Consider the following 23,471-nt stretch of genomic DNA (forward strand, 5'->3'; position numbering starts at 1 on the left):
AAGGCGGTGTCTTAACCCCTTGACCAACGGACCTTGAGCTTTTCAACTCTTTCTATTATACCTACTTTTCCTCCTTTGTCAAGAACTTTTTTTCAATGAAGTTGATTTTTTATTTTCTTCACTAACTTAACAACTGCTTCTGTCCGTGCAGTGTGGGGAAACATATCGACCGACTGGATATACTGGAGATCATAGACTTTTACCAGTTTAACTAAATCTCGCGCCAAGGTCGAAACATTGCAGGATACATAGACCATTTTTTCTGGGACATAGGTCAGAATGGTATCCAACAGCTTATCATCTAAGCCTGTACGAGGAGGGTCAACTATCAATGCATCTGCTCGGTAACCATCACATTAGAAAATAAAAAGAGAGGTTGAACCTCTCTAAATTTATTTTTCTTCACTCATTTTTGATTTTACTTCATCATAAGATAGTGCATGAGACTCCTCTTCTACTGTCTCAGGCATTTTTCCTGTCTCGTAAAGAGATTTAATCTGTGTACTATCCAATGTTTCGTATTTCAACAATGCTTCTGCAATCAACTTGTGGGTTTCACGATTTGATTGAATAATTTCAGCTGCTTTATTTCGTGCCTCATTTAATAATAAACGTACTTCTTCATCAATCTCATAGGCTGTTTGTTCTGAAATTGATTTTTGAGGACTTTGTACACCAAACATAGCATGATTTCCTTCGTATTGAACTGGTCCTAGTTTTTCACTCATACCATATTCAGTTACCATTGCACGCGCCATCTGAGTAGCTTGTTCAAAGTCATTTGAGGCTCCTGTAGTTTGAACATTAAAGATAATTTCTTCAGCTACACGACCACCCATCAAACCTGCCAATTGCTCTTTCATGTCTTCTTTAGATAGAAGCATTTGATCCTCTTTCGGAAGTGCAATCATGTAGCCACCTGCACGTCCACGTGGTACAATGGTAACTTTATGAACAACACGGGCATTTGACAAGACTAAACCAACAATGGTATGTCCGGCCTCGTGATAAGCAACCAATTCACGTTCTCTTTGTGATACTGTTTTATCTTTCTTAGATGGTCCAGCAATCACTCTGTCCTCTGCCTCATCAATATCTGAAGCATCAATAATTGATTTGTTGCGACGGGCTGCAACCAAGGCTGCCTCGTTTAGAACATTTTCTAAGTCAGCTCCCACAAAGCCTGGGGTTTGTTGGGCAACTAGTTTCAAATCAACATCGTCCGCCAGAGGTTTATTTTTAGCGTGAACTTTCAAGATTGCTTCACGACCTTTAACATCAGGGCGACCAACCAAGACTTTTCTATCGAAACGTCCTGGGCGGAGAAGAGCTGGATCTAGAACATCTGAACGGTTAGTTGCAGCGATAACGATGATTCCTTCATTTCCCTCAAAACCATCCATCTCAATCAGGAGTTGGTTCAAAGTTTGCTCGCGTTCATCATTTCCTCCACCGAGGCCGACACCACGTTGGCGACCAACAGCATCAATTTCATCGATAAAGATGATAGCTGGCGCTGCTTTTTTTGCATCCTCAAAAAGAGAACGAACACGACTTGCACCAACTCCGACAAACATTTCTACAAAGTCAGATCCTGAGATACTAAAGAACGGAACCCCTGCTTCTCCAGCAACTGCCTTAGCAAGTAAGGTCTTACCTGTTCCCGGAGGTCCTTCCAAAAGAACACCCGCAGGAATACGCGCACCAAGTTTTGTAAATCGTTTTGGGTCTTTTAGGAATTCAACAACTTCGACTAATTCTTGTTTTTCTTCCTCAGCACCTGCAACATCTGAGAAACGTACCTTGATATCTTCTTTATTAGCAGCTTTAGCCTTGCTACGTCCAAAACTCATTGGATTTCTACTATTATTTCCTCCCATATTTCCCATCATAGAGAATAGGAAGAAGAAAAGAATAGCAAATGGAACAACAGACACAAGGATATTGATCCACATACCACTTGAACTCTCATGTTTGACTGTAACTTCAGCCTGATGTTCAGAAGCAAGTTTTTGCAATTCTGAAACTGTTGAATCAGACGGAAGAATAGTACTTGAGAATCTTTCTACTGTTGTAGCTGTAGGAGTAAAAAATTGAATTCCTGCTTCCTCTTTACTAGTCTTAGGATATTTATAAACACCAGACACTTCAATGATGCTACCATTTGGCTGATAGGTTAATTCTTTTACATTGTCTGCTGTAATTTCTTTTACCAATTCTGTATAGTTAATTTTTTCGCTTCGTCCAGCAGTATTTCCAGAGTAAAAATACTGGAATCCTGTCACTAGGAAGAAGATAATTAACAAGTAGAGAAATGGATTTCTAACTAAACCATTATTTTGTTTTTTCATTAAAGATAGATCTTTCTAATTTGAATAAACTTCTTCTTTCAATACTCCGACATAAGGAAGGTTACGATAATTTTCCTTATAATCCAGACCATAACCTACTACAAACTCATTTGGAATAGTAAAGCAGGTATAATCCGCTTCAATTTCAACAACACGTCCCTCTGGTTTGTCCAACAAAGTCGCGATTTTAACAGAAGCTGCTTCTCTTGCAATAAACATATCTCGCAAATTTTTCAAAGTTTGACCTGTATCGATGATATCCTCTACAAATAAAACATGTCTTCCTTTGATATCTTGAGTCACATCTTGCTTGATATTGATGACACCACTACTTGCTGTTCCACCATGGTAACTAGATACCATCATGAAGTCCATCTCAATATGCGTATCAATATGTTTAACCAATTCAGCCATAAAAGGAATCGATCCTTTTAGAATTCCAATAAGAATTGGATTTTTCCCCTCATATTCTTTTGTTAGTTGTGCACCTAGCTTTTTAGCTGCTTCTGTAATTTCATCATGTGAAACGAGGATTTTTTCAATATCGTGTTCTAACATCTTTTTACCTATCTATTTTTTCTATATAAATTACAGTGTTCATTATATCATTTTTCGTGTTTTTACTCAAATCACTGGTCGCAATTCCTAAAATTGAGACAATTTCTCCAAATTGCTCAATAATAGGGGTTGTTTTTCGTTTTTCAATAGGGAGTTTCAAATCTATAAATAAACGTCTCAGTTTCTTTCGATGACCATTTAGGATAATAACATCGCCAGGTTTTCGACATCTAATATGTACAGATGTTTCCCGTGAAACCGTTACTTTTTGAACAAAATCCCCTTCAATAGGGATGCCAAAGGAAAATAAATAGCCCATATATCGAACTTGATTTTGATAGTGTAACACAAGTTCATCTTCCTTTTCATCGGCCTGAGGACTGATTTTACAAACTCGAAAATTCTGATACTCTTTTATCAATTCATAGCCATTTTTAAGAGAATGACGATACTGGCTTTTCGTTGCTAAAATCTGTCGAACTTCGGCAAACTGAGCCTTTGTCAGATTTAAGTCTGGAAATTGATTAAGATAATTCTGGAGCAAGATTCCTTGAGTTTGTTGAGAGTATGAAAATAGCTCATTCAAATCTTCCACATCAATCTGTTCAGAAAGCTCCGTTATGGCTACTTGGTAATCTGAAATCTCCCTTCCTAAATCTAAAAGGGCGGATTTAAGGCGAGGATTTTCTTTTTCAAGTTCTGGTAAATACCTATTCCGAATGCGATTGCGAAAATAGGTACTTTCCTGATTTGTTTGATCTTCGAAATGAAAAATTGGTGGAAAATCCTTTTTATGAAAATGCAATAAGGGACGGATGATTTCAATGCCATCAACTACTTGACTTTCTTTTATTCCTGTTAAATGACGTAACCGACTTCCTCGAATCAAGCGCATCAAAATCGTTTCAACTTGATCATCTGCATGGTGGGCAGTAACCAAGGCAGTCGCTCCAACCTCTTTCATGATTTTCCTAAAAAAATCATAACGAAACTCTCGAGCACGCGCTTCTGAAAAGTCTCCTGAAAAACTTGTGATATAAATAGGAAGTTCAGCTGCATCAGCTAACTTCCTTAGTTCATTTTCCTCCCAATCAGACTCCCTTCTCTTCTTATGATTTACATGTGCTAAAATCAACTCAATTTCCAACTCTTTTTGGTAAGTAGACAATAGCTGGAATAAAAACATTGAATCCAGTCCGCCAGACAGAGCCAATAAGACTTTAGAATGTTTTTTGAAATACTCTTTTTGGAGAAAGTGATTTAAAAAATTCCGTTCCCTCATTTTAGAACCTCATAGACATCCTTAGCTATCTTAGCAATAGTGTCATAATCAGAATTTTTGGTGAAAATAGAAAGAACGAAAGGAGAATCCGTATAGACAATGGCAGTGTCATGTTTAAACTCGTCGGCATCTCCAATTTTATGAGCTACCTTAACCGAAACACCTTTTGCGATTCGTTGGTTGTCAAAATCGGTCTTACCTAGAGACTCTAGGACAAAACCATTCTGATTATAAATAGCTTCCATAAGTTTTCCAGCCATTTTTGAAGAAGTCAATTTGTCATTCACATCCCAATCTTCACCCATAATGGTGGACATTTTTTCTTTGAAAGCCCCGTCAGATTGATTGGTCACATAATAACCTAAAATATTATGAGCAACATTGTCAGACTCTTTTGTTACCTTGGTAATCAACTGTTGAAGACTGTATTCTTTGTTATCTTCTTTTTTAGGTAAGCTACCACTACCTTCTGGTTTATAGGACCCAGGGAAACTATTTACTTCTGGGATATACTTGAAGCTACTTTCTAACGTATATTCCCCTTGATTTATCTTATCTTGAGCATAATAAAGGTAGGCTAGTTTCAAGATGCTAGCTGCATAGAGTTTGCTGTCTTCATTCACCCCAGCCTCTTTACCCGTGCTCAGTTGTTTAACATAAATAGAATAATTTTCATTCTGATAGTTGTTTGATAAGATTTCTTGAACCTTCTGGATACGATTGTCCTCTTCTGAGACGAAATCTTTTGATACCCACCCAACTTGATCAATATGAAGAAATTCTTGTCCCTCAGCAAAAAGGGTTCTATCCACTGTTACGCGTTGATAGGGAGATAAAGAGGAAGAAATTTCTTTCGCATCATAGGGGCTGTTGTAGATAACAAACCCTGGCTCCAACCATACTTGCCTATTTTGAGTTTGAACTTGACTTTGATCATAGACCAAGCGCTTATCTGCAAGGATAAACTGGTGATTATCTAATTTAAAAACAGGAACACCTTGTCTATTCAAACGCCATTCTACTATTTTAAAGGTGGTTTCAGGAGTCAATTTACCAGACTCCTTGACAAGATCCTCATTAGCATAGACAGCTGTTTCTCCATATACCATTGGGGATTCCAGAGTTTCTTTATAGTAGAATCCATAATCAGACTCGGTTAGATAATAAATTTCTTGCGAAGAGTAAGGAAGCTGTTTTTCTGTGCTAACTACTCTTGAGGTTATGATAAAAGCAGGTAGCAATAAAACTACTAAGAACTTACGCATTCTTCTCTTCCCTTTCTTCTTGTAATCGTAATAAATGGTTTTTAGCTGCCAATTCCTCTAATTTTTCATCTGATAAACTTAAAAATTGTTCAACAACTTCCAATAAATTTTCCATGACATTACCTCGGAAGCAAATCAGGAATTGTGTAAATTGCTTCTCGTTTCTTTGAGTAATAGTACTTGGCGCGTGCATATTTTGCTACATAGTCTTCATCTTTCAACTTTGCAGCAAAAGCGGATTCCTTGTCCTTTTCATCACTGAGAGTTTGATACTGCTCTTTCAACTCTGTCAATTGCTGACGACGTTGCAGTAACTGATTATAGCTTTGGGCCAGATTATAGGTCGGTAAAATAAACAATAAAATCATCAAAATCAGAACCCAACCCATAAAGCGATTCCTCTTTTGTCTCTCCTTCATCAAGTAACGACGACGTTGGTGTTCATTTTGAATAAAAGAATTATTCATCTGTACAATATTTTTAGACATTTTCTTCTACCCGTGTTTCACTGATAATTTCATACATGCCTGCTGCATCTTCTTTTTTTGTACTATCTTTCATCTCTAGTACTTTAACAAGCAACAATTTATTTCCAAAGCGAATTTCAACTTGGTCATCAACTTTCAAATCCGTTGAACTTTTGGCCAAGATTCCATTCACCTTGATTCTACCTTTATCTGCTACTTCTTTTGCGACTGTGCGGCGTTTAATAATTCGTGATACTTTTAAATACTTGTCTAATCTCATTTTTATTACCTCAAATTACTATTTTACCATTTTTATCCTTTTTATAGAAGAAAAATGTTAAATAGGATTTGCTTCCTTTGATTCTTTTATCTCTAATAAACTTTCTCCAAAAATCAGCAAACCTTCTAAAATTTCATAATCCTTCTTGTTTCGGACATCGAATACAACTTCCATTAATCCCTTATTCTCAGCTATGGCTGCTTTTAAGTTCGTTGCGGATAAGGCTTTAAAATAATCTTGAGCCAAGAATAGTCGTTGAGTGACTTTTTCAAATTGAACTGTAATCTTATTTTCTTTTCTTTCCACACGTTGAACAAAGACCTTGTCCAAGTAAGATTTGACCAAACCAATCTCTAAAAGGTATGCTACTACATCTGGGTATTCTCCAAAGCGGTCCATCAACTCTTCTTGTAGTTCTTCATAGTTGACACTGTTGTCAATTTGTCGAATTTTCTTGTAAATTTCAATCTTATGTCGCTGGTCAGAAATATAAGTGTCAGGAAGATAGGCGTCGATTTGTAAAATCAACTCAGAATTTCCTTTGATTCTTTTATTCCCATTACCATTACGTTTAGCAATAGCTTCCTCTAATAACTGTGAATACAATTCAAAACCAACAGAATCAATGAAACCTGATTGAGATTTTCCTAGGAGATTTCCTGCACCACGAATCGAAAGATCTCGCATCGCAATCTTAAATCCAGAGCCTAATTCTGTAAATCCCTTAATCGCTTCTAATCTCTTCTCAGAGACTTCACTAATTGATTTTTCTGGACGATACATGAGATAGGCATAGGCAATACGATTACTACGACCAACCCTTCCTCTTAACTGATACAAGGTTGACAAGCCCATATGATCTGCATTTTCAATAAATAAGGTATTGGCGTTTGGAATGTCAACACCTGTTTCAATAATAGTAGTTGTCACCAAAATATCATACTGACCTTCAATAAAGTCCAATAGAGTATTTTCTAACTGAATTTCACTCATTTGTCCATGAACAAACCCAATCGAAGCTTCTGGAATCAACTCCTGTAATTCTGAAACCTTCCGATCAATAGTGTCAACTTTGTTGTAAAGATAGTAAACCTGACCTCCACGCTCCATTTCACGCAAGACAGCATCACGAATCACACTATCATTCTTTTCCAAAACATAGGTTTGCACTGGATAACGATTGGTCGGAGGTGTTTCAATAACAGACAAATCTCTGATTCCCAACATAGACATATGAAGAGTACGTGGTATTGGAGTAGCTGTCAATGTTAAGACATCCACTTGTTTCTTCAGTTCTTTCAATGTTTCCTTATGCTTAACACCAAATCGTTGCTCTTCATCAATAATCATCAAGCCTAGATCTGAAAACACAACATCTTTTGACAAAACACGATGCGTTCCAATCAAAATATCGACTTGACCATTCTTTAATTTTTCAAGTGTCTCTGCCTGCTCTTTTTTACTTCTAAAGCGACTCAACACATCAATATTAACAGCAAAATTTTGAAATCGTTCCTTAAAATTCGTATAGTGTTGTTGCGCTAAAACTGTTGTCGGAACTAGAACGACCACCTGTTTGTGATCATTGACTGCCTTAAAGGCTGCACGCATTGCAACTTCAGTCTTCCCAAAACCAACATCCCCAACTAAAAGTCGATCCATGGGGTGAGAATCCTGCATATCTCTCTTGATTTCCTCAATACTGCGAAGTTGATCATCCGTTTCAATATAAGGGAAAGCATCATCAAAAGCATGTTGCTCATCATCATCAGCTGAGAAAGCAAACCCCTTCAACTGACTACGCTCAGAATAAAGCTTGATTAAATCGTCAGCTATATCCTCTACCTGGTTCTTAACTTTTTGCTTGGCCTTTTTGAAATGACCATCATTTAATTTATTAAGTTTTGGAGCTTTCCCATCACTTGAAACGTATTTTGACAGTAACTGAATCTGCTCTACTGGGATGGAGATTTGGTCACCATTTTGATACTGTACACTGACATAATCACGGTGAATGCCTTGGATTTCAATTGTTTCGATTCCTAGATATTGACCAATTCCATGGATATAGTGAACAACGTAGTCCCCTTTTTCAAGTTCATTATAATCTTTTAAACGCTCTGCATTTGATGTATGTTGTCTTCGAAAACGACGTTTTAATTTCTTTTGAAAAATCTCATGTTCAGTAATCAAGAGAATTTTTTCATCTACAAAATGAAAACCATGTCTTAGATTACCCTCAATCAAGTTTACAGATTCTTTACAGATACTTGACTTATCTCTGTAATCAAATTTAATCTGATATTCCTCTAAAACATCCTCCAATGTTTTACTTCCCATTGAATTGCTAGACTGCAGAATAATGGTATAGTTCATTTTTTTATATCTCTCAATTTCTTCTTTTAGAAAAGAAAATTGATTGAAAAATTCCTGCATAGGATATTGATTAAATTGATAAATGTTATCAAACTTGAGATTTCCTAATCCTTTTTGGAGATTGGAGAAAAAGGTAACTGGACTTTGTTTTTTATAGCTTTGCTCTGTATCTGCAAAATACTGCATATCAGAAAATGATTTACCATTCTGTAAATCTTCTGTAAAGTATTGCGCTAACTCTCTTTCAAAGGCTTCATACTGATTCATCAATTTTTGGTAATCATCAAAAAACACTGGTGTATCTTTTTCAATATAATCAAATATAGTCCATGTTTTATCGTAACATAAAGATAAAAACTTTCGACTATCTGAATGTACTTGTTTTTGATGAAAACTTGACAAAATCTCTTCCAAGTATGATTTTAAAATTGGTGATAAGGTCTTGGAAATTTGCTTTTCTAAAGCAGACCGACCTCGTAGATAGTCCTTTTCCCTCAAGAGCATATCACTTGCTGGAAAGATGGTAAGTTCTGTTTGATTTTCTTTTGATAATTGTGTTTCTACTTCGAAAGTCCGAATTCCATCTACTTCATCACCAAAAAACTCGATTCGAAAAGGTTCTAACTGAGACATCTCAAAAATATCTAAAATATCTCCTCGAATACTAAACTCACCTTGAGTTTGTACTTGCGTAACTTTGCGATAGCCTATTTTCTTTAATTTGTGAAGAAGGTCATGTTGATCATATTCTTCACCGACTGCAATTTTTATAATACTTTCTTTAAATCTAGCCGGAGAAGGTAGAATCAATCGACTCGCTGCGATATTACAAACTAAAATCCCTTTCTTAGATGAATCAGTTAAAAAACGCAAGGCTTCAACTCGCGAAATGATTTTTTCTTGTGAAGACATCAAAAACTCTACCATAGGAGAGTCATCGACCAAAAAAGGATAGACAAGTTCCTCTCCTAAGATAGAAAGAAGATCACTGATAATTCTTTCTGCTTCTCCATAAGTTGAAGTCAGTAACACAATCTTATTTTCTTTTTCTAGACTGCTTGCAATTGCAAGAGCCTTGGTAGACGTTGATAAACCAAGTATTAGTTGTCTTTTCTTATCTATCAGATTTTGATGCCATTTTTTTATCTGATCATTTTCTGAGAATAAATCTAATAAAGTCACCATTTAGCCATTATACCTCTGCATCGTTTTCTCAAAGTTTTTTTCTTGTAAATAGTAATTTACAGCATCGTCAACCTTGTCAATTGACTGTAAAATACCTACATAGTTTTCCTGATCAAACTTACTTAAAACATGGTGAACAACTGACATGCCTTTTTTGGGCCTTCCAATTCCTATTTTAATACGGTTAAAGACCTGAGTACCAATATGTTGAATAATAGACTTGATACCATTATGACCACCTGCTGAGCCCTTTGCTCTTAAACGAATTTTTCCGACTTCCATGTCAAGGTCGTCGTAAATAACGAGTAAATCTTCAATATTCAAACCATAGTAAGTCAATAGAGCATGAACTGCTTTCCCGCTTTCATTCATAAAGGTCGTTGGCTTGACAAGATAAATTTTTTCGCCATTTAGGAAAAAAGAGGCTAGGTCAGCTTGAAATATCTTGTCGTGTGTAAAAGTGATGTTTTGTTTTTTAGCCAATTGGTCAATCAACATAAAGCCAACATTGTGATTGGTTTCAAAATATTTATCCCCTGGATTTCCCAATCCTACAAGTAATTTGGTCATTTATTTTTCCTTTCAAAAGCCAAAAGGGTTGGAATTGCTTTCCAACCTAATTGACATTATTTGTTAAATATTATTAGACATTAAAGCGGAATTCCATGATATCGCCATCTTGAACGATATATTCTTTTCCTTCTTCACGCAAGCGCCCAGCTTCTTTTACAGCCTTTTCAGATCCGTATTTCACTAGATCCTCATATGACATGGTTACTGCACGAATAAAACCTTTTTCAAAGTCTGAGTGAATAATACCAGCTGCTTGAGGAGCTTTCATACCACGCTTAAAGGTCCAAGCACGGACTTCTTTTTCACCAGCTGTAAAGTAAGTTCCAAGTCCAAGCAAGTGGTAAGCAGCTCGAGTCAATTTATCAACACCTGATTCTGTCAAGCCAAGTGCTTCAAGAAACTCTTGCTTATCCTCATCGTCTAACTCAGAAATTTCTTCCTCAGCACGCGCGGAAATAACAACTACCTCTGCATTTTCTGTCGCTGCAAATTCACGAATTTGCTTCACATAATCGATAGAATCTGGATCTGAAACTACATCCTCATCCACATTGGCAACATAAAGAACTGGTTTAGTGGTTAAAAGGAAGAGACCTTTGACAACCTTTTGTTCCTCATCTGTAAATTCAATAGTTCGAGCTGATTTTCCATCTTCAAGAACAGGCTTAATCTTTTGAAGGACGTTAAACTCTGCTACTGATTCTTTATCTTTTTGCGTACGTGCCATCTTTTCTACACGCGCGTAGCGTTTATTGACTGATTCTAAGTCAGCAAGAATCAACTCCAGGTTAATGGTATCAATATCTGCAAGTGGATCCACAAAGGCGTCTTCACGTCCTTGCTCACGCATAACATTTTCATCATCAAAAGCACGAACTACGTGAACAATCGCATCTACTTCACGGATGTTGGCCAAGAATTTATTTCCTAGACCTTCTCCTTTTGATGCTCCTTTTACAATCCCTGCAATATCTGTAAATTCAAAGGTTGTTGGGACTGTCTTTTTAGGAGTAATCATTTCCGTTAGTTTTTGTAGGCGTTCATCTGGAACTTCTACCATTCCAACGTTTGGATCAATAGTCGCAAATGGGTAGTTTGCTGCCTCTGCTCCCGCTTTTGTAATTGCATTAAAAAGGGTTGATTTACCAACGTTTGGCAAACCAACGATACCTGCTGTTAAAGCCATAGTTTCTCATTCTCCGTTCTCATTTCAATCCCTAACATTATAACACAAAAAGGGAAAACTTGCTAACCCTCTAACTAAGGGTTCTTAGTCAATAATCTTATTCATTTTTCGTTCAAAATCATAGCGACTCATCATGACAAGGTGGTTACAATTGCTACATTTGATTTTGATATCTGCCCCTACACGTGTAATTTCCCAACGATTGGCCTTTTTACCTGTTGACTTGATGGTGCAAGCATGTGGTTTTTTCATTTCAACAAAATTTCCAACTTGATACATACTACTCTCCTTTTCTTTTTCGATTATATCATAAAAGAGGCGAGCCAGGCTCAACCTCTTTCACTTAGTTTGTACGAACTGGTGTGATAAGCTGCATAAAATCTTCGTCAGTATCTGCTGGCACAAGAGTAAATGGACGAACTGCTGAGATAAAGCTAATAGTGACTTTTTCACTATTTAAAGCCTTGAGGGAATCAATCAAGTAAGTTGGGTTGAAACTAATAGTCAAATCATCCCCAGTCACCTGCTCCGTATCGATTTCTTCGTTTACTTTACCAACTTCTGGAGAGTGAACATGGGCGCTAACAACTCCACCTTTAATTTCAAGCTTCACAGTACCATTTTGAGTCGCACTTGATAAGAGACGTGCACGCTCCATAGATTGACGCAAATTAACCACATCAAAAGTAATTGTAGTGTTAAAGTCTGTTGGAATCAAACGATCTGTATCAGGATAGTTTCCTTCTAGGAGACGAGTGTAGAAGCTAATATTTTCGCTTCTAAAGAGGATTTGATTATTTGCAAAGAAAATCTCTACAGTTTCAATATCATCTGTAAATACCGCTGAAAATTCGCGGAGAGAACGACTAGGAATTACCACATCGAAATCATCTCCATTTTTTTCAAGAGTCAATTTCTTCTGGCTAAGGCGGTGTGAGTCTGTCGCAACTGTTTTTAGTTCCTTGTGTTGGCTCAATACAAAATGAACACCTGTTAAGATGGGACGACTTTCTTGCGTACTTGCAGCAAATGCTGTTTCATTGATAATTTTCTTGAGCAGTTTTGTTTCAAGAACCAAAGGAGTGCTTGCTGAAATTTCTTGGATTCGTGGGTACTGTTCGCTATCTTTTCCTTTTAGGGTAATTTCTGATTTGCCACTGGTTAAGACAATTTGTTTTTGTTCAATCTCTTTGAAATCTAGCGTTACATCTGGAAGACTGGATACAACATTGATAAAGAAAGAGGCTTCAAGAAGAATCGAACCTAATGAAGTAATCAAAAGACCAGCATCTTCATTCTTTTGAGAAATGAAATTTTCAATGGAGATTTGCCCATTTGATCCAATTAAAGTAATTCCTTCATTGGTAACGTCAATTTTGATTGTTGATAAAATTGGAATAGCATTTTTTGAGCTAATTGCTCGTTTTGTAGTATTTAAGGCTTGTAGAAATAAATTTTTATTGATTGAAAAATGAATCATGGATTCTCCTTTATTTATTTTTAGTATTAGAAAGTTAATAGTAATAATAGAGTGTGTGAATTCTGTGGAAAACTGAGTGCTATTTAGTAAACTTAAGCTTCTAAGCTTGTTTAAAAAATGTGGATAAAAAAGATAAGAAAGGAAAAGTTATCCACAAGCTACTTAATTTTCTTTTTAATTGCTTCTATTTCTAAACGTAAATTATCGTCTTCGTCAATCAATGATTTGATTTTAGCATGGGCATGAATAACGGTGGTGTGATCCTTTCCGCCAAATTCTTTTCCGATTTTTGGAAGACTGTTATCTGTCAGTTCTCTAGCTAGATACATAGCAACCTGACGTGCCAAAACGATGTTCTGAACTCGCCTCGTCCCCTTCATTTCTTTGACACTCACTCCATAAAAATTACCAACTTCAGTTTGGATTTTCTCAATTGGAATAACAAGTATCTGGCGGGCGTCTTGCTTACGTGCTCTAATAGCTTCCGCAGCAATATCAATAGTAATATCTTTAATCTTCTTCACTCTGGCAATTAAAGTGATATCGTTGATTGCTCCTTCCAATTCTCGAACATTTGAATCAAATTGGCCAGCCAAGTATTCTAGAGTATCACTTTGGAAATGGTAATCCAAGTGCTCTGTTTTACTTTGAAGAATGGCGATACGTGTCTCAAAGTCAGGAGGAGTGATATTTTGCGTCAATCCCCAGCTAAAGCGTGTGACAAGTCTCTCTTCAAGTCCTTCTAGGTGTTTAGGACTTCGATCACTGGTTAGGACAATCTGTTTCTGCTTATCATGAAGAGCATTGAAGGTATTGAAAAATTCTTCCTGGGTCGCGACTTTTTTGCCACTAAGAGATTGGATATCATCGATCAATAAGAGATCAAGGCTACGGTAAGTTTTTTTGAACTTTTCCATTTCCCCAAGTCGCAAGTGTTCAAGAAAGTCATTGATAAAACTTTCGGCAGGAATGTACTTGACACGCGCATCAGGAATATTTTTCAAAATCTCATTTCCAATCGCATTGAGCAAGTGAGTCTTTCCAAGACCAGGTCCTCCATAGATGAAAAGAGGATTATAGGTCAGAGCTAAGTCTTCTGATACAGCTAACGCAGCAGATACCGCCCAAACATTCCCATCACCTTGAATAAAGTTATCAAAGGTATATTTTTCTTTTAATCCTGTTTCAGAATAAGGAATCGTTGGTAGTGCAGGTGTGTAATTGTAAGTAGAGACACTATTCGTATCATTTACTTGAGGAGATTCTGTACTCTGAGGTTTAGTGAAAATATAGTGAGGTTTGATTTCAGAATCATAAATTTCAAAACCAGCAGCAATGATAATATCTTTTAATTGCTTTTCCCACACCATTTCCATCTCTGATCTCGGTAGAAATATAGTAGCTGTACTTTCTTCTACTTTGATGAGTTCAGCAGGTGTAGCATAGAAATCATACATAGATCGAGTCAATCTTTCTTGAGCAAATTCTAAAATACGATTCCAAAATTGCTTTTCTTTCAACTAGTTTTCCTCCTTTACTATGATTTTAGTAGTTTAGTGCTAGACTTATTTTACCATAGATAGTAGGATTTTTCCACAGATTGGGAAAAAGAATCCACAATGTTAACAGTATTTATCCACAGGTTGGGGATAAATAGAAAAATCCTTGATTTAGTGGGCTTTTTGATAAAAAAATTGGTGGATAAATTTGTGGGTTGAGAAAATAAAAGAACAGCCTTATTTCAGGCTGTTAATAATTCTATCGTATTCTTCTTGACTTGAAAAGGAGATAATAATCTTTCCAGTATCTTTTTTTGAAAGTTTAATTTCTACACTTAAACCGAGTAGTTTTTTTAATTTATCTTCTTCGTCTTTGATGAAAGAATCACTTTTTTTTTGCTTCTTGTGTTTTTTCTCTGTAAGAAGCGCTTCTAACTTTCTCACAGAGATGTCTTCATTTTTGATTAGTTGGAAGAAATAGTCTTGTTGCTCTTTGTCCAAACCAACTAGTGAACGTGCATGAGCTTGAGAAATTTTTCCATTTTCTACTTCATCTAAGATATATTCTGGTAATGAAAGCAAACGAATAAAATTAGTGATATAAGGACGAGATTTCCCCATTTTATCTGCTATCTCAGTGTGAGTAAATCCCTTTTCTACTAAAGATTCGTAGGCGCGTGCTTCTTCAACAGGATTTAAATTTTCTCTCTGCAAATTTTCAATGATTGATTGAACCATCATTTCTTGATCTGAGAGGTGTTTCACAACGGCTGGAATAGAGGTCAGACCAGCCAAGAGAGAAGCTCGATATCGTCTCTCTCCTGCAAGGATTTCATAACCAATTACAGGAGATTGACGAACGATGATTGGTTGGATGAGCCCATTTTCTTTGATTGACTGAGCTAATTCTTTTAATTTTTCTACATCAAATTCTTTCCGAGGTTGGTAAGGATTTTTTTGTATTTCAGAGATAGAAATCATTTCAAATTTTTCCATGATTCTACACTAACATATCTTTTACTTTCTGTAAAGTTTTCTTTACACTGATGTCAATTAATGTTCCAAATCACCAGAATTCTTATCTAGTTTTATAGAGGTTGTTTCCTCTTTACCATTACGGTAGTAGGTTATTTTTATAGTGTCTCCAATAGCATGGTTGTAAAGAGCATGTTGTAAGTCTGTTGATGAAGTAATCTCTTTGTCGTCAACTTTAGTAATGACATCGTATTTTTGAAGATGTCCATTTGCAGGCATATTACTTTGAACAGATCGAACAACTACACCTGAAGTGAGGCCACTTGGAATATTTAGTTTTCTAAGATCATTAGCTCCAACGTTAGACAGATTGACCATTTGGATTCCAAGAGCAGGACGAGTCACTTTACCATCACTTTCAAGCTGTTTAATGATATTTTGTACGTCGTTTGAAGGAATTGCAAAACCAAGACCTTCTACAGATGTTCCACCATTACTTGCAATCTTACTTGATGTAATACCAATTACTTGTCCTTGAATATTTACAAGCGGACCACCAGAGTTACCAGGGTTAATGGCCGTATCTGTTTGAATGGCTTTTGTTGAAATAGCTTGACCATCTTCAGATTTTAGAGAAACATTTCGATTAAGACTTGAGATGATTCCCTGTGTAACTGTATTAGCATATTCTGAACCTAACGGACTACCAATAGCAATCGCTGTTTCTCCAACATTAAGTTGGCTTGAATCACCAAATTCTGCCACTGTTGTAACTTTTTCTGAAGAAATTTTTACGACAGCAATATCAGAGAAGGTATCCGATCCAATAATTTCACCAGGGACTTTTGTACCATCAGCTAAACGGATATCGACTTTTGAAGCTCCGTTAATAACGTGAGTATTTGTTACAATATAAGCATCATTTTCGTTCTTTTTATAGATGACACCTGATCCTTCACTTGCAATCTGTTGATTATCCGTATCAGAATTTGATTCTTCCGTTCCAAATACACTACTTTGTTTATTAGCAGAATAAGTAATGACTGATACAACAGCATCCTTAATTTTATTCACTGCTTGAGTAGTTGAGTTTTCATTCTTGTATGATGTTTGAGTTACAGTGCCAGAATTATTATTTGTAGCTTGATTTCCTTGTTTTTGATAAAGTTGTAATGTTACAAAACTTCCTAGTGCACCACTCAAAAATCCTATTAGAATAATTACAAGAAAAGTAACTCCTTTTTTGTAAAATTTTTGTAAGTGTTTCATAAACGCCTCCGTTTGCTATTGTTTGTCAAGATTATAAACCTATTAACTTAATCTAAGCTTAAAAGTTTTACACAAGTTGTGGATAACTCACCTTATTCTGTGAATTTTATAGTGTTTTTGGATGATTTTTGTGTGTATAAGATGTGAAATGAAGTGTGGATATGATAGAATAGAAGAATGAAAATAAAAATTGTAACAGTAGGAAAATTAAAAGAGAGATACTTAAAAGATGGAATCGCTGAATATACCAAACGAATTTCACGTTTTGCCAAATTAGAAATGATTGAGCTCACTGATGAGAAGACACCTGACAAAGCCAGTGAATTAGAAAATCAAAAAATCTTGGAAACAGAAGGTGAAAGAATTCTTTCTAAGGTTGGAGAAAGAGACTTTGTCGTTGTACTAGCCATTGAAGGAAAAACACTCTCCTCAGAGGAATTTAGTAAGCAACTAGAGCAAGCTTCTATCAAAGGATATTCAACGCTTACTTTTATCATTGGAGGAAGTTTGGGTCTAGCTCCTGTTGTAAAAAATAGGGCCAATCTTTCTGTCAGTTTTGGACGTCTGACATTACCACATCAATTAATGAGATTGGTTTTAGTTGAACAAATTTACCGTGCTTTTACAATTCAGCAGGGTTCTCCTTACCATAAATAGAAGATTGACTTACCTCCTGTTTTTTGATAGAATGGTCATGTTAGGTCTCATAGCTCAGCTGGATAGAGCATTCGCCTTCTAAGCGAACGGTCGCAGGTTCGAATCCTGCTGGGATCAATGTTAGATGCGAAGCTGGGATAAATCCCAGCTTTTTTCTTAAAAAAGTGCGTTTCAGGTGCAAAAATGTACAGTTGGGAAGAATTTTTTCTTACATGGTCTTCATTTTGTATAATAGGTGTGTAAGTTAACTTACAAGAAAAAATAATACAGGAGATTTCATTATGAAAAATACAGTAAAGTTGGAACAATTTAAAGAGATAACAGAGGCAGAATTGCAGGAGATTCGAGGTGGAGATTGGAGAATTTCAGAAACAATTCGTAATCTTATTTTTCCAAGAAGAAAGTAATGAAATAAAGGTAGAGAGTAATGGATTTATTTGGATTAGGGATAGCTATTTTTTATTTTCTCATCATTAGCAAAAGTTATGAATGGATTTGTAAAATAAATAGAAAAGAACAAATTGTTTTTTTCTGTTACACATGTATCTCAGTTTTTATACTTGAAGAAATTATTACACTAGTATTTTCTAATAGTTTTGCTTTGTCTAAATTTTTATTTCCTTTGGTTGTGTACCTTTATTTAAGAAAGTTAAAGAAGTCTGAAAAATACAAAGCTATTTTTATCAGTTTACTACTGTCTTTATTATATCACAGTACTCATACTTTTATATCCGTAACCTTATCTTCTATAACAGGAGATGAAGTAGTATTGCATTATAAAAGTACATTTCTTTTAGTAGTATTGTTGATGACTTATTTTTCTATTCTAATAATAATTCGTTATTTTCATCTGGATATTAAATATTTTGATAAAGATTATCTGTACCCTTTTTTAAAAAAAGTAATAGTTGCTTTCTTTGGTTTGCATATCTTATTGTTTATTTCAGATATAGTAAGTACAACTCATCATTTAAATAGCTTCGGAAGTATTTTATCAACCATTGTTTTTATCTGCTTGTTATTGATTTTCTTTGCAATGAATTCTCACAAGGTTCAAATTGAAAAAGAGATTGCTCTAAAACAAAAGAAATTTGAACAAAAACATTTACAGACTTATACTGATGAAATTGTGGAGTTGTATAATGAAATTCGAGGTTTTCGTCATGATTATGCAGGGATGCTTGTCAGCATGCAAATGGCGATTGACAGTGGAGATTTACAAGAAATTAACAGGGTTTACAATGAAGTCTTAGTAAAAGCAAATCAGAAATTGAGGTCAGAAAAATATACTTACTTTGATTTAAATAACATAGAAGATTCAGCTTTACGAAGTTTAATTGCTCAATCGATTGTCTATGCACGAAATAATGATGTAGAGTTTACATTGGAAGTAAAAGATGTCATTACTAGACTGTCAATAGATTTACTTGATCTTGTTCGTATCATGAGCATTTTATTAAATAATGCTGTTGAAGGTGCTGCAGATAGTTATTTGAAACAAATGGAAGTTGCAGTCATTAAAATGGATTTTGAAACAGTTATAGTTATCCAGAATTCATGCAAAATCACTATGACGCCTTCAGAGGACCTATTTGCCTTAGGTTTCTCTACTAAGGGAAGAAATAGAGGTCTAGGACTTAATAATGTCAAAGAGATTTTAGATAAGTATGACAACATTATTTTAGAAACAGAGATGGAAGACAACACATTTAGACAAATTATTAGATTTAAGAGGGAATTTGAATGAAAGTATTAATTTTAGAAGATGTTATTGAACATCAAGTGAGACTAGAGAGAATATTAAATGAAATCTCGGAAGAATCGAATATTCCTATTTCATATAAGACAACAGGAAAAGTTCGTGAGTTTAAGGAATATATCGAAAATGATGAAGTAAACCAGCTTTATTTCCTAGATATTGATATTCATGGAATCGAGAAAAAAGGCTTTGAAGTGGCTCAATTTATCCGTCATCACAATCCTTATGCTATTATTGTCTTTATTACTAGTCGATCTGAATTTGCTACCTTAACGTACAAATACCAGGTATCAGCCCTAGATTTTGTTGATAAAGATATCAATGATGAATTGTTCAAAAAACGCATCGAGCAGAGTATTTTTTACACTAAGAGCATGCTGCTTGAAAACGAAGATGTTGTAGACTATTTTGATTACAACTATAAAGGAAATGATTTGAAAATTCCTTACCATGACATTTTGTATATCGAAACCACAGGAGTTTCTCATAAACTTCGGATTATTGGTAAGAATTTTGCAAAAGAATTCTATGGAACTATGACAGATATTCAGGAAAAGGACAAACATACCCAGCGATTTTATTGCTCCCATAAATCTTTCCTTGTCAATGTGGGAAATGTGAGAGAAATTGATCGAAAGAACTTAGAAGTTGTCTTTTATGAAGATCATCGTTGCCCGATTACCCGTTTGAAAGTTCGCAAACTAAAAGATATTCTAGAGAAAAAATCTAAAAAGTGATTGACAATAAGTAAGAAATTGATATAATGGTTATATCTGCTACAGATAGATGGTCCGTTGGTCAAGGGGTTAAGACACCGCCTTTTCACGGCGGTAACACGGGTTCGAATCCCGTACGGACTATTTTATCCGCCATAGCTCAGTTGGTAGTAGCGCATGACTGTTAATCATGATGTCGTAGGTTCGAGTCCTACTGGCGGAGTTAGATAAAAAGAACACCATCTGGTGTTCTTTTTCTTTTAGTTGACATCACCTAGCATTTTCATAAGGAAGTCTGTCATTTCTTGCGGACTTTCTTTTTTTCCATGAGCAATCCAAGTTTGACAAACTCCAAATAGAGCATTTGTTAGATAAATGCTACTATATTCTAATTCAATTGAATTTAGTTGTAGTTGCATAAAGCGCTTCTGAAGGTCCGTGCTCAGCATGATATGAAGCTTATTTCTTAAGAAATTTTGGATTTCTTTGGTACCATTTTCAGATAAAAGAGCAGCTAATAATGGTTCAGACTCTAAATAGTCAAATACTTCTAAAATAGCATCTTTTTTATGATGAGCATGTTTTTGGAAGATATATTCAAATGTATGAAATAACTTACTTTGATAATGTTCAATCATATCATACTTATCCTTGTAATGGGTATAGAAGCTAGAACGACTAATTCCAGCTTTTTCTGCTAATTTAATTGTAGTAATTTGATCGAAGGGCTGATCCATCAATAATTGAACCATGGCATTTTCAATATTTCTCTTTGTTTTTAATCGTTTGTTACTTTCTTTCATAGTTTCTCCTTATGAACAATTTAGACTATATGTCTAAAAAAATATTTTTTATCTTGTAATTTAGATTTTTTAATGTATAATCTATTATATCAAAAATTTAGACAATATGTTTAAAAAAGGAGGAAATATGTTTAAAGAATGGAAAGCAATTTTTAAAAAACCGACATTCATTATTGTAATGATAGGAATTTCTCTCATTCCAGCTTTATACAATATCATATTTTTATCGTCAATGTGGGATCCATATGGTCAAGTATCGGAGTTACCTGTAGCAGTTGTTAATAATGACAAGGAAGCTTCTTATAATGGAAATACAATGGCCATAGGAAAAGACATGGTGTCTAATTTAAAAGAAAATAAAACTTTAGATTTTCATTTTGTCAATGAAGAAGAGGGGAAAAAGGGGCTAGATGATGGCGAATATTATATGGTAGTGACTTTACCAAGTGATCTATCTGAAAAAGCTACTTCGATCCTAACAAATCACCCTGAACAGATGCAAATTGATTATCAAACTTCAAGTGGCCGTAGCTTTATTGCAAGTAAGATGAGTGATTCTGCAATGACACAATTAAAACAAACAGTCTCTACGAATGTAACTGAAACATACACCAAGGCACTATTTCAAAAAATGAGTGACTTGAAGTTTGGGATAAATAAAGCAGCTGATGGAAGTGAACAACTGGCTGATGGGACTAATCAGTTAGCAAAAGGAAGTCAAACATTGACGACAAATCTCAATACTCTAGCTAACTCAAGTGTAACTTTTTCAAATGGAGCTAATCAATTTACAAAGGGATTGTCTGCCTATGTATCTGCTATAGAGCAATTACATCTTGGTTTAGGAACTTTTAATAGTGGTTTACAAAGTTATACAAATGCAGTTTCACAGGTTGACACTGGACTTGGTCAATTGGCCTCAAGAACTCCTGAATTGGTGGCAGGTGTAAATCAGCTGAATACAGGTATAAAGTCCTATACAGGTGGGGTTTCACAATTGGATACAGGTCTCAATCAATTTTCAGTTGGTGTAAATGCTTATACAAGTAGTGTAGAAAAACTTTCTAATGGAACAAGTCAATTATCAAATCAATCAGATGCACTAAGAGATGGAATGGAGCAATTAAATACTGGTATTAAAGAAATTTCAAATCAACTGAATTCCTCATCTCAACAGAATGAACAAATAACTCAATTGGCAACTAGTCTAGGAGAACTAAATAAAACACTACAAGCTCTTACAATGTCAGATAATACTCAACTGAAAGGTACATTGTCAGAAGCTTTGCAAAATCTAACAACTCTTGCTCAGGATATTGTGACCAAAAGTCAGACAGAACAAGAGAAAACTATTGCTAACCTTCAATCAACAGCTACTTATCAATCTCTCACAGAGGAACAAAAGAAAGAACTGATAGAAGCTATTTCTAAAAATTCTAATTCTACTATTGAGTCAGCAAAAACAATTTTAACGACAGTAGGAGGATTGAAAGAAAGTATAGAGAATTCAGAACAACAAGTAACCAATCTATCTGATGTACAGACGAAAGCAAATCAACTCTTACCTGTAGCATCTAGCTCCTTGACAACATTGTCAAATGGATTTACAAAATTACAAACTACTGTAGACAATCAGTTAGTTCCTGGAAGTCAGTCAATTGAAAAAGGAGTTGTAAACTACACTAAGGGACTAGATACTATTTCTATAGGTGCTAATAAACTAAGTGAAAAGAATGAAAATTTAACAACTAGTCTAGATCAATTAGTTTCTGGATCCAGTAAGTTGACAGAAAATACATCAACCTTGACAGCTGGAGTAGATGCGTTAGCTGGAAAAGCTCCAGAATTAGTATCAGGTATAGAAAGTTTGTCATCTGGTTCTGCTCAATTGAATAATAAGAGCCCAGAGCTAATAGCAGGTCTCACTAAATTACAATTTGGCTCTGGTCAATTAACAGATAAATCAACACAGTTACTTTCTGCGGCATCTCAGCTAGGAAGTGGCGCTATGAAGATTGCAGATGGTGCTGGAAAACTAGCAGATGGTGGAACAAGCTTAACCTCTGGTCTTGAAGATTTACAGACAGGAGTTGGTTCATTAGGACAAGGATTAGGAAATGCTAATAATCAGCTCAAATCAGCATCAACAGAATCTGAAAATGCAGAAACATTATCTAATCCTCTAGTTCTCTCAAAAACAGATAATGACCAAGTTCCTGTAAATGGGATTGCCATGGCTCCTTATATGATATCAGTTGCTCTTTTTGTTGCTGCTATATCTACTAATATGATTTTTGCTAAGTTGCCTTCTGGACGTCATCCAGAGAGCCGCTGGGCTTGGTTGAAGTCTCGCTCTGAAATAAATGGGATTATAGCTGTCTTAGCAGGTGTTTTAGTTTATGGAGGTGTCCATCTTATTGGATTGACTGCGAACCATGAGATGAGGACCTTGATTCTAATTATAATCACAAGTTTAGCTTTCATGTCTATGGTTACAGCTTTAACAACTTGGAATAGCCGTATAGGAGCTTTCTTCTCTCTTATTTTACTTTTATTACAGTTAGCATCAAGTGCAGGGACCTATCCACTTGCTTTGACAAATGATTTCTTTAAGGGTGTCAATCCTTGGTTACCAATGAGTTACTCTGTATCAGGTTTACGACAAACAATCTCTATGACAGGAAATATTCATCACCAAGTGATTTTCCTTATTATAACACTAGCTTTCTTTACTGCTTTAGGTATGCTAGCTTATCAACCTAAGAAAATGGAAGAAGATTAAAAAGATTG

At 35.4% G+C, this 23,471-nt stretch carries 21 protein-coding genes, 3 tRNA genes and 1 pseudogene; 8 read left to right on the forward strand and 17 right to left on the reverse strand.

From position 1 onward, the window contains the following. Positions 1-92: 92 nt before the first annotated feature. The 16 genes and pseudogenes from HMPREF1125_RS05845 to HMPREF1125_RS05920 form a co-directional block, all read right to left on the reverse strand. Positions 93-353, reverse strand: a pseudogene (locus tag HMPREF1125_RS05845) (23S rRNA (uracil-5-)-methyltransferase RumA); the annotation flags it as partial. 39 nt (positions 354-392) lie between these two features. Next, a complete protein-coding gene (gene ftsH / locus HMPREF1125_RS05850; RefSeq protein WP_000744590.1) occupies positions 393-2,351 on the reverse strand; it encodes an ATP-dependent zinc metalloprotease FtsH in 1,959 nt (652 codons plus the stop codon). 15 nt (positions 2,352-2,366) lie between these two features. Further along, on the reverse strand, positions 2,367-2,909 hold the full coding sequence (hpt, locus tag HMPREF1125_RS05855; RefSeq protein ID WP_000889395.1) for a hypoxanthine phosphoribosyltransferase: 543 nt from the start codon (positions 2,907-2,909) through the stop codon (positions 2,367-2,369). Positions 2,910-2,913: 4 nt separating this feature from the next. After that, positions 2,914-4,191: a tRNA lysidine(34) synthetase TilS gene (gene tilS, locus HMPREF1125_RS05860; protein ID WP_001209192.1), complete on the reverse strand. Its 1,278-nt coding sequence runs from the start codon at positions 4,189-4,191 to the stop codon at positions 2,914-2,916. Beyond that, complete coding sequence (locus tag HMPREF1125_RS05865) at positions 4,188-5,456, reverse strand: serine hydrolase (RefSeq protein WP_001224811.1); 1,269 nt, start codon at positions 5,454-5,456, stop codon at positions 4,188-4,190. Before HMPREF1125_RS05865 ends, tilS begins: the two co-directional genes overlap by 4 nt. After that, complete coding sequence (locus HMPREF1125_RS12930; protein WP_000429343.1) at positions 5,449-5,571, reverse strand: SP_0009 family protein; 123 nt, start codon at positions 5,569-5,571, stop codon at positions 5,449-5,451. Before HMPREF1125_RS12930 ends, HMPREF1125_RS05865 begins: the two co-directional genes overlap by 8 nt. A gap of 4 nt (positions 5,572-5,575) precedes the next feature. After that, a complete protein-coding gene (locus HMPREF1125_RS05875; protein WP_000041924.1) occupies positions 5,576-5,944 on the reverse strand; it encodes a septum formation initiator family protein in 369 nt (122 codons plus the stop codon). Next, the gene (locus tag HMPREF1125_RS05880; protein ID WP_001234973.1) at positions 5,937-6,203 is read right to left on the reverse strand and encodes an RNA-binding S4 domain-containing protein; all 267 of its coding nucleotides are present in this window, start codon (positions 6,201-6,203) and stop codon (positions 5,937-5,939) included. Before HMPREF1125_RS05880 ends, HMPREF1125_RS05875 begins: the two co-directional genes overlap by 8 nt. A 57-nt stretch (positions 6,204-6,260) precedes the next feature. Next, positions 6,261-9,764 carry a transcription-repair coupling factor gene (gene mfd, locus HMPREF1125_RS05885; protein ID WP_000258064.1) on the reverse strand — a complete coding sequence of 1,168 codons (3,504 nt, stop codon included), beginning with the start codon at positions 9,762-9,764 and terminating at the stop codon, positions 6,261-6,263. Further along, positions 9,765-10,334 carry an aminoacyl-tRNA hydrolase gene (pth, locus tag HMPREF1125_RS05890; protein WP_000163950.1) on the reverse strand — a complete coding sequence of 190 codons (570 nt, stop codon included), beginning with the start codon at positions 10,332-10,334 and terminating at the stop codon, positions 9,765-9,767. Between the two features lie 73 nt (positions 10,335-10,407). After that, complete coding sequence (gene ychF / locus HMPREF1125_RS05895; protein ID WP_001218700.1) at positions 10,408-11,523, reverse strand: redox-regulated ATPase YchF; 1,116 nt, start codon at positions 11,521-11,523, stop codon at positions 10,408-10,410. 84 nt (positions 11,524-11,607) lie between these two features. Then, positions 11,608-11,802, reverse strand: coding sequence for a DUF951 domain-containing protein (locus HMPREF1125_RS05900; RefSeq protein ID WP_000285192.1), 195 nt, complete (start codon positions 11,800-11,802; stop codon positions 11,608-11,610). A 64-nt stretch (positions 11,803-11,866) separates the two neighbouring features. Beyond that, positions 11,867-13,003 (reverse strand): DNA polymerase III subunit beta, encoded by a 1,137-nt coding sequence (gene dnaN, locus HMPREF1125_RS05905; protein WP_000581146.1) that lies wholly within the window; start codon positions 13,001-13,003, stop codon positions 11,867-11,869. Between the two features lie 158 nt (positions 13,004-13,161). Then, positions 13,162-14,460 (reverse strand): chromosomal replication initiator protein DnaA, encoded by a 1,299-nt coding sequence (gene dnaA / locus HMPREF1125_RS05910; protein WP_419185387.1) that lies wholly within the window; start codon positions 14,458-14,460, stop codon positions 13,162-13,164. A gap of 279 nt (positions 14,461-14,739) precedes the next feature. Continuing rightward, the gene (locus tag HMPREF1125_RS05915; RefSeq protein WP_002883005.1) at positions 14,740-15,498 is read right to left on the reverse strand and encodes a ParB/RepB/Spo0J family partition protein; all 759 of its coding nucleotides are present in this window, start codon (positions 15,496-15,498) and stop codon (positions 14,740-14,742) included. 57 nt (positions 15,499-15,555) lie between these two features. Further along, a complete protein-coding gene (locus HMPREF1125_RS05920) occupies positions 15,556-16,746 on the reverse strand; it encodes a S1C family serine protease (RefSeq protein WP_000681811.1) in 1,191 nt (396 codons plus the stop codon). A gap of 177 nt (positions 16,747-16,923) precedes the next feature. On the opposite strand from HMPREF1125_RS05920, the gene rlmH reads away from it, so the two are divergent. The 7 genes from rlmH (at position 16,924) to HMPREF1125_RS05955 (ending at position 20,101) form a co-directional block, all read left to right on the forward strand. Continuing rightward, positions 16,924-17,403 carry a 23S rRNA (pseudouridine(1915)-N(3))-methyltransferase RlmH gene (gene rlmH, locus HMPREF1125_RS05925; RefSeq protein ID WP_000694227.1) on the forward strand — a complete coding sequence of 160 codons (480 nt, stop codon included), beginning with the start codon at positions 16,924-16,926 and terminating at the stop codon, positions 17,401-17,403. Positions 17,404-17,446: 43 nt separating this feature from the next. Then, a tRNA-Arg gene (locus HMPREF1125_RS05930) sits at positions 17,447-17,520 on the forward strand. 164 nt (positions 17,521-17,684) lie between these two features. Beyond that, positions 17,685-17,810, forward strand: coding sequence for a competence-stimulating peptide ComC (comC, locus tag HMPREF1125_RS05935; protein WP_000799677.1), 126 nt, complete (start codon positions 17,685-17,687; stop codon positions 17,808-17,810). 20 nt (positions 17,811-17,830) lie between these two features. Beyond that, positions 17,831-19,150, forward strand: coding sequence for a competence system sensor histidine kinase ComD (gene comD, locus HMPREF1125_RS05940; protein WP_000362889.1), 1,320 nt, complete (start codon positions 17,831-17,833; stop codon positions 19,148-19,150). Beyond that, entirely contained in the window at positions 19,147-19,899 is a 753-nt protein-coding gene (gene comE / locus HMPREF1125_RS05945) for a competence system response regulator transcription factor ComE (protein ID WP_000866079.1), read from the forward strand. Before comD ends, comE begins: the two co-directional genes overlap by 4 nt. Positions 19,900-19,950: 51 nt before the next feature. Next, positions 19,951-20,022: transfer RNA gene (locus HMPREF1125_RS05950), tRNA-Glu, on the forward strand. 5 nt (positions 20,023-20,027) lie between these two features. Next, a tRNA-Asn gene (locus HMPREF1125_RS05955) sits at positions 20,028-20,101 on the forward strand. 37 nt (positions 20,102-20,138) lie between these two features. Here HMPREF1125_RS05955 and HMPREF1125_RS05960 read toward each other — a convergent pair. Further along, positions 20,139-20,681 carry a TetR/AcrR family transcriptional regulator gene (locus HMPREF1125_RS05960; protein ID WP_000665086.1) on the reverse strand — a complete coding sequence of 181 codons (543 nt, stop codon included), beginning with the start codon at positions 20,679-20,681 and terminating at the stop codon, positions 20,139-20,141. A 127-nt stretch (positions 20,682-20,808) separates the two neighbouring features. On the opposite strand from HMPREF1125_RS05960, the gene HMPREF1125_RS05965 reads away from it, so the two are divergent. After that, a complete protein-coding gene (locus HMPREF1125_RS05965) occupies positions 20,809-23,463 on the forward strand; it encodes a YhgE/Pip domain-containing protein (protein WP_000472074.1) in 2,655 nt (884 codons plus the stop codon). Positions 23,464-23,471: the final 8 nt, after the last annotated feature.

Origin of the sequence: Streptococcus oralis SK304 (assembly GCF_000287715.1) — a bacterium.
In the GTDB taxonomy this organism is placed as follows: domain Bacteria; phylum Bacillota; class Bacilli; order Lactobacillales; family Streptococcaceae; genus Streptococcus; species Streptococcus oralis_Y.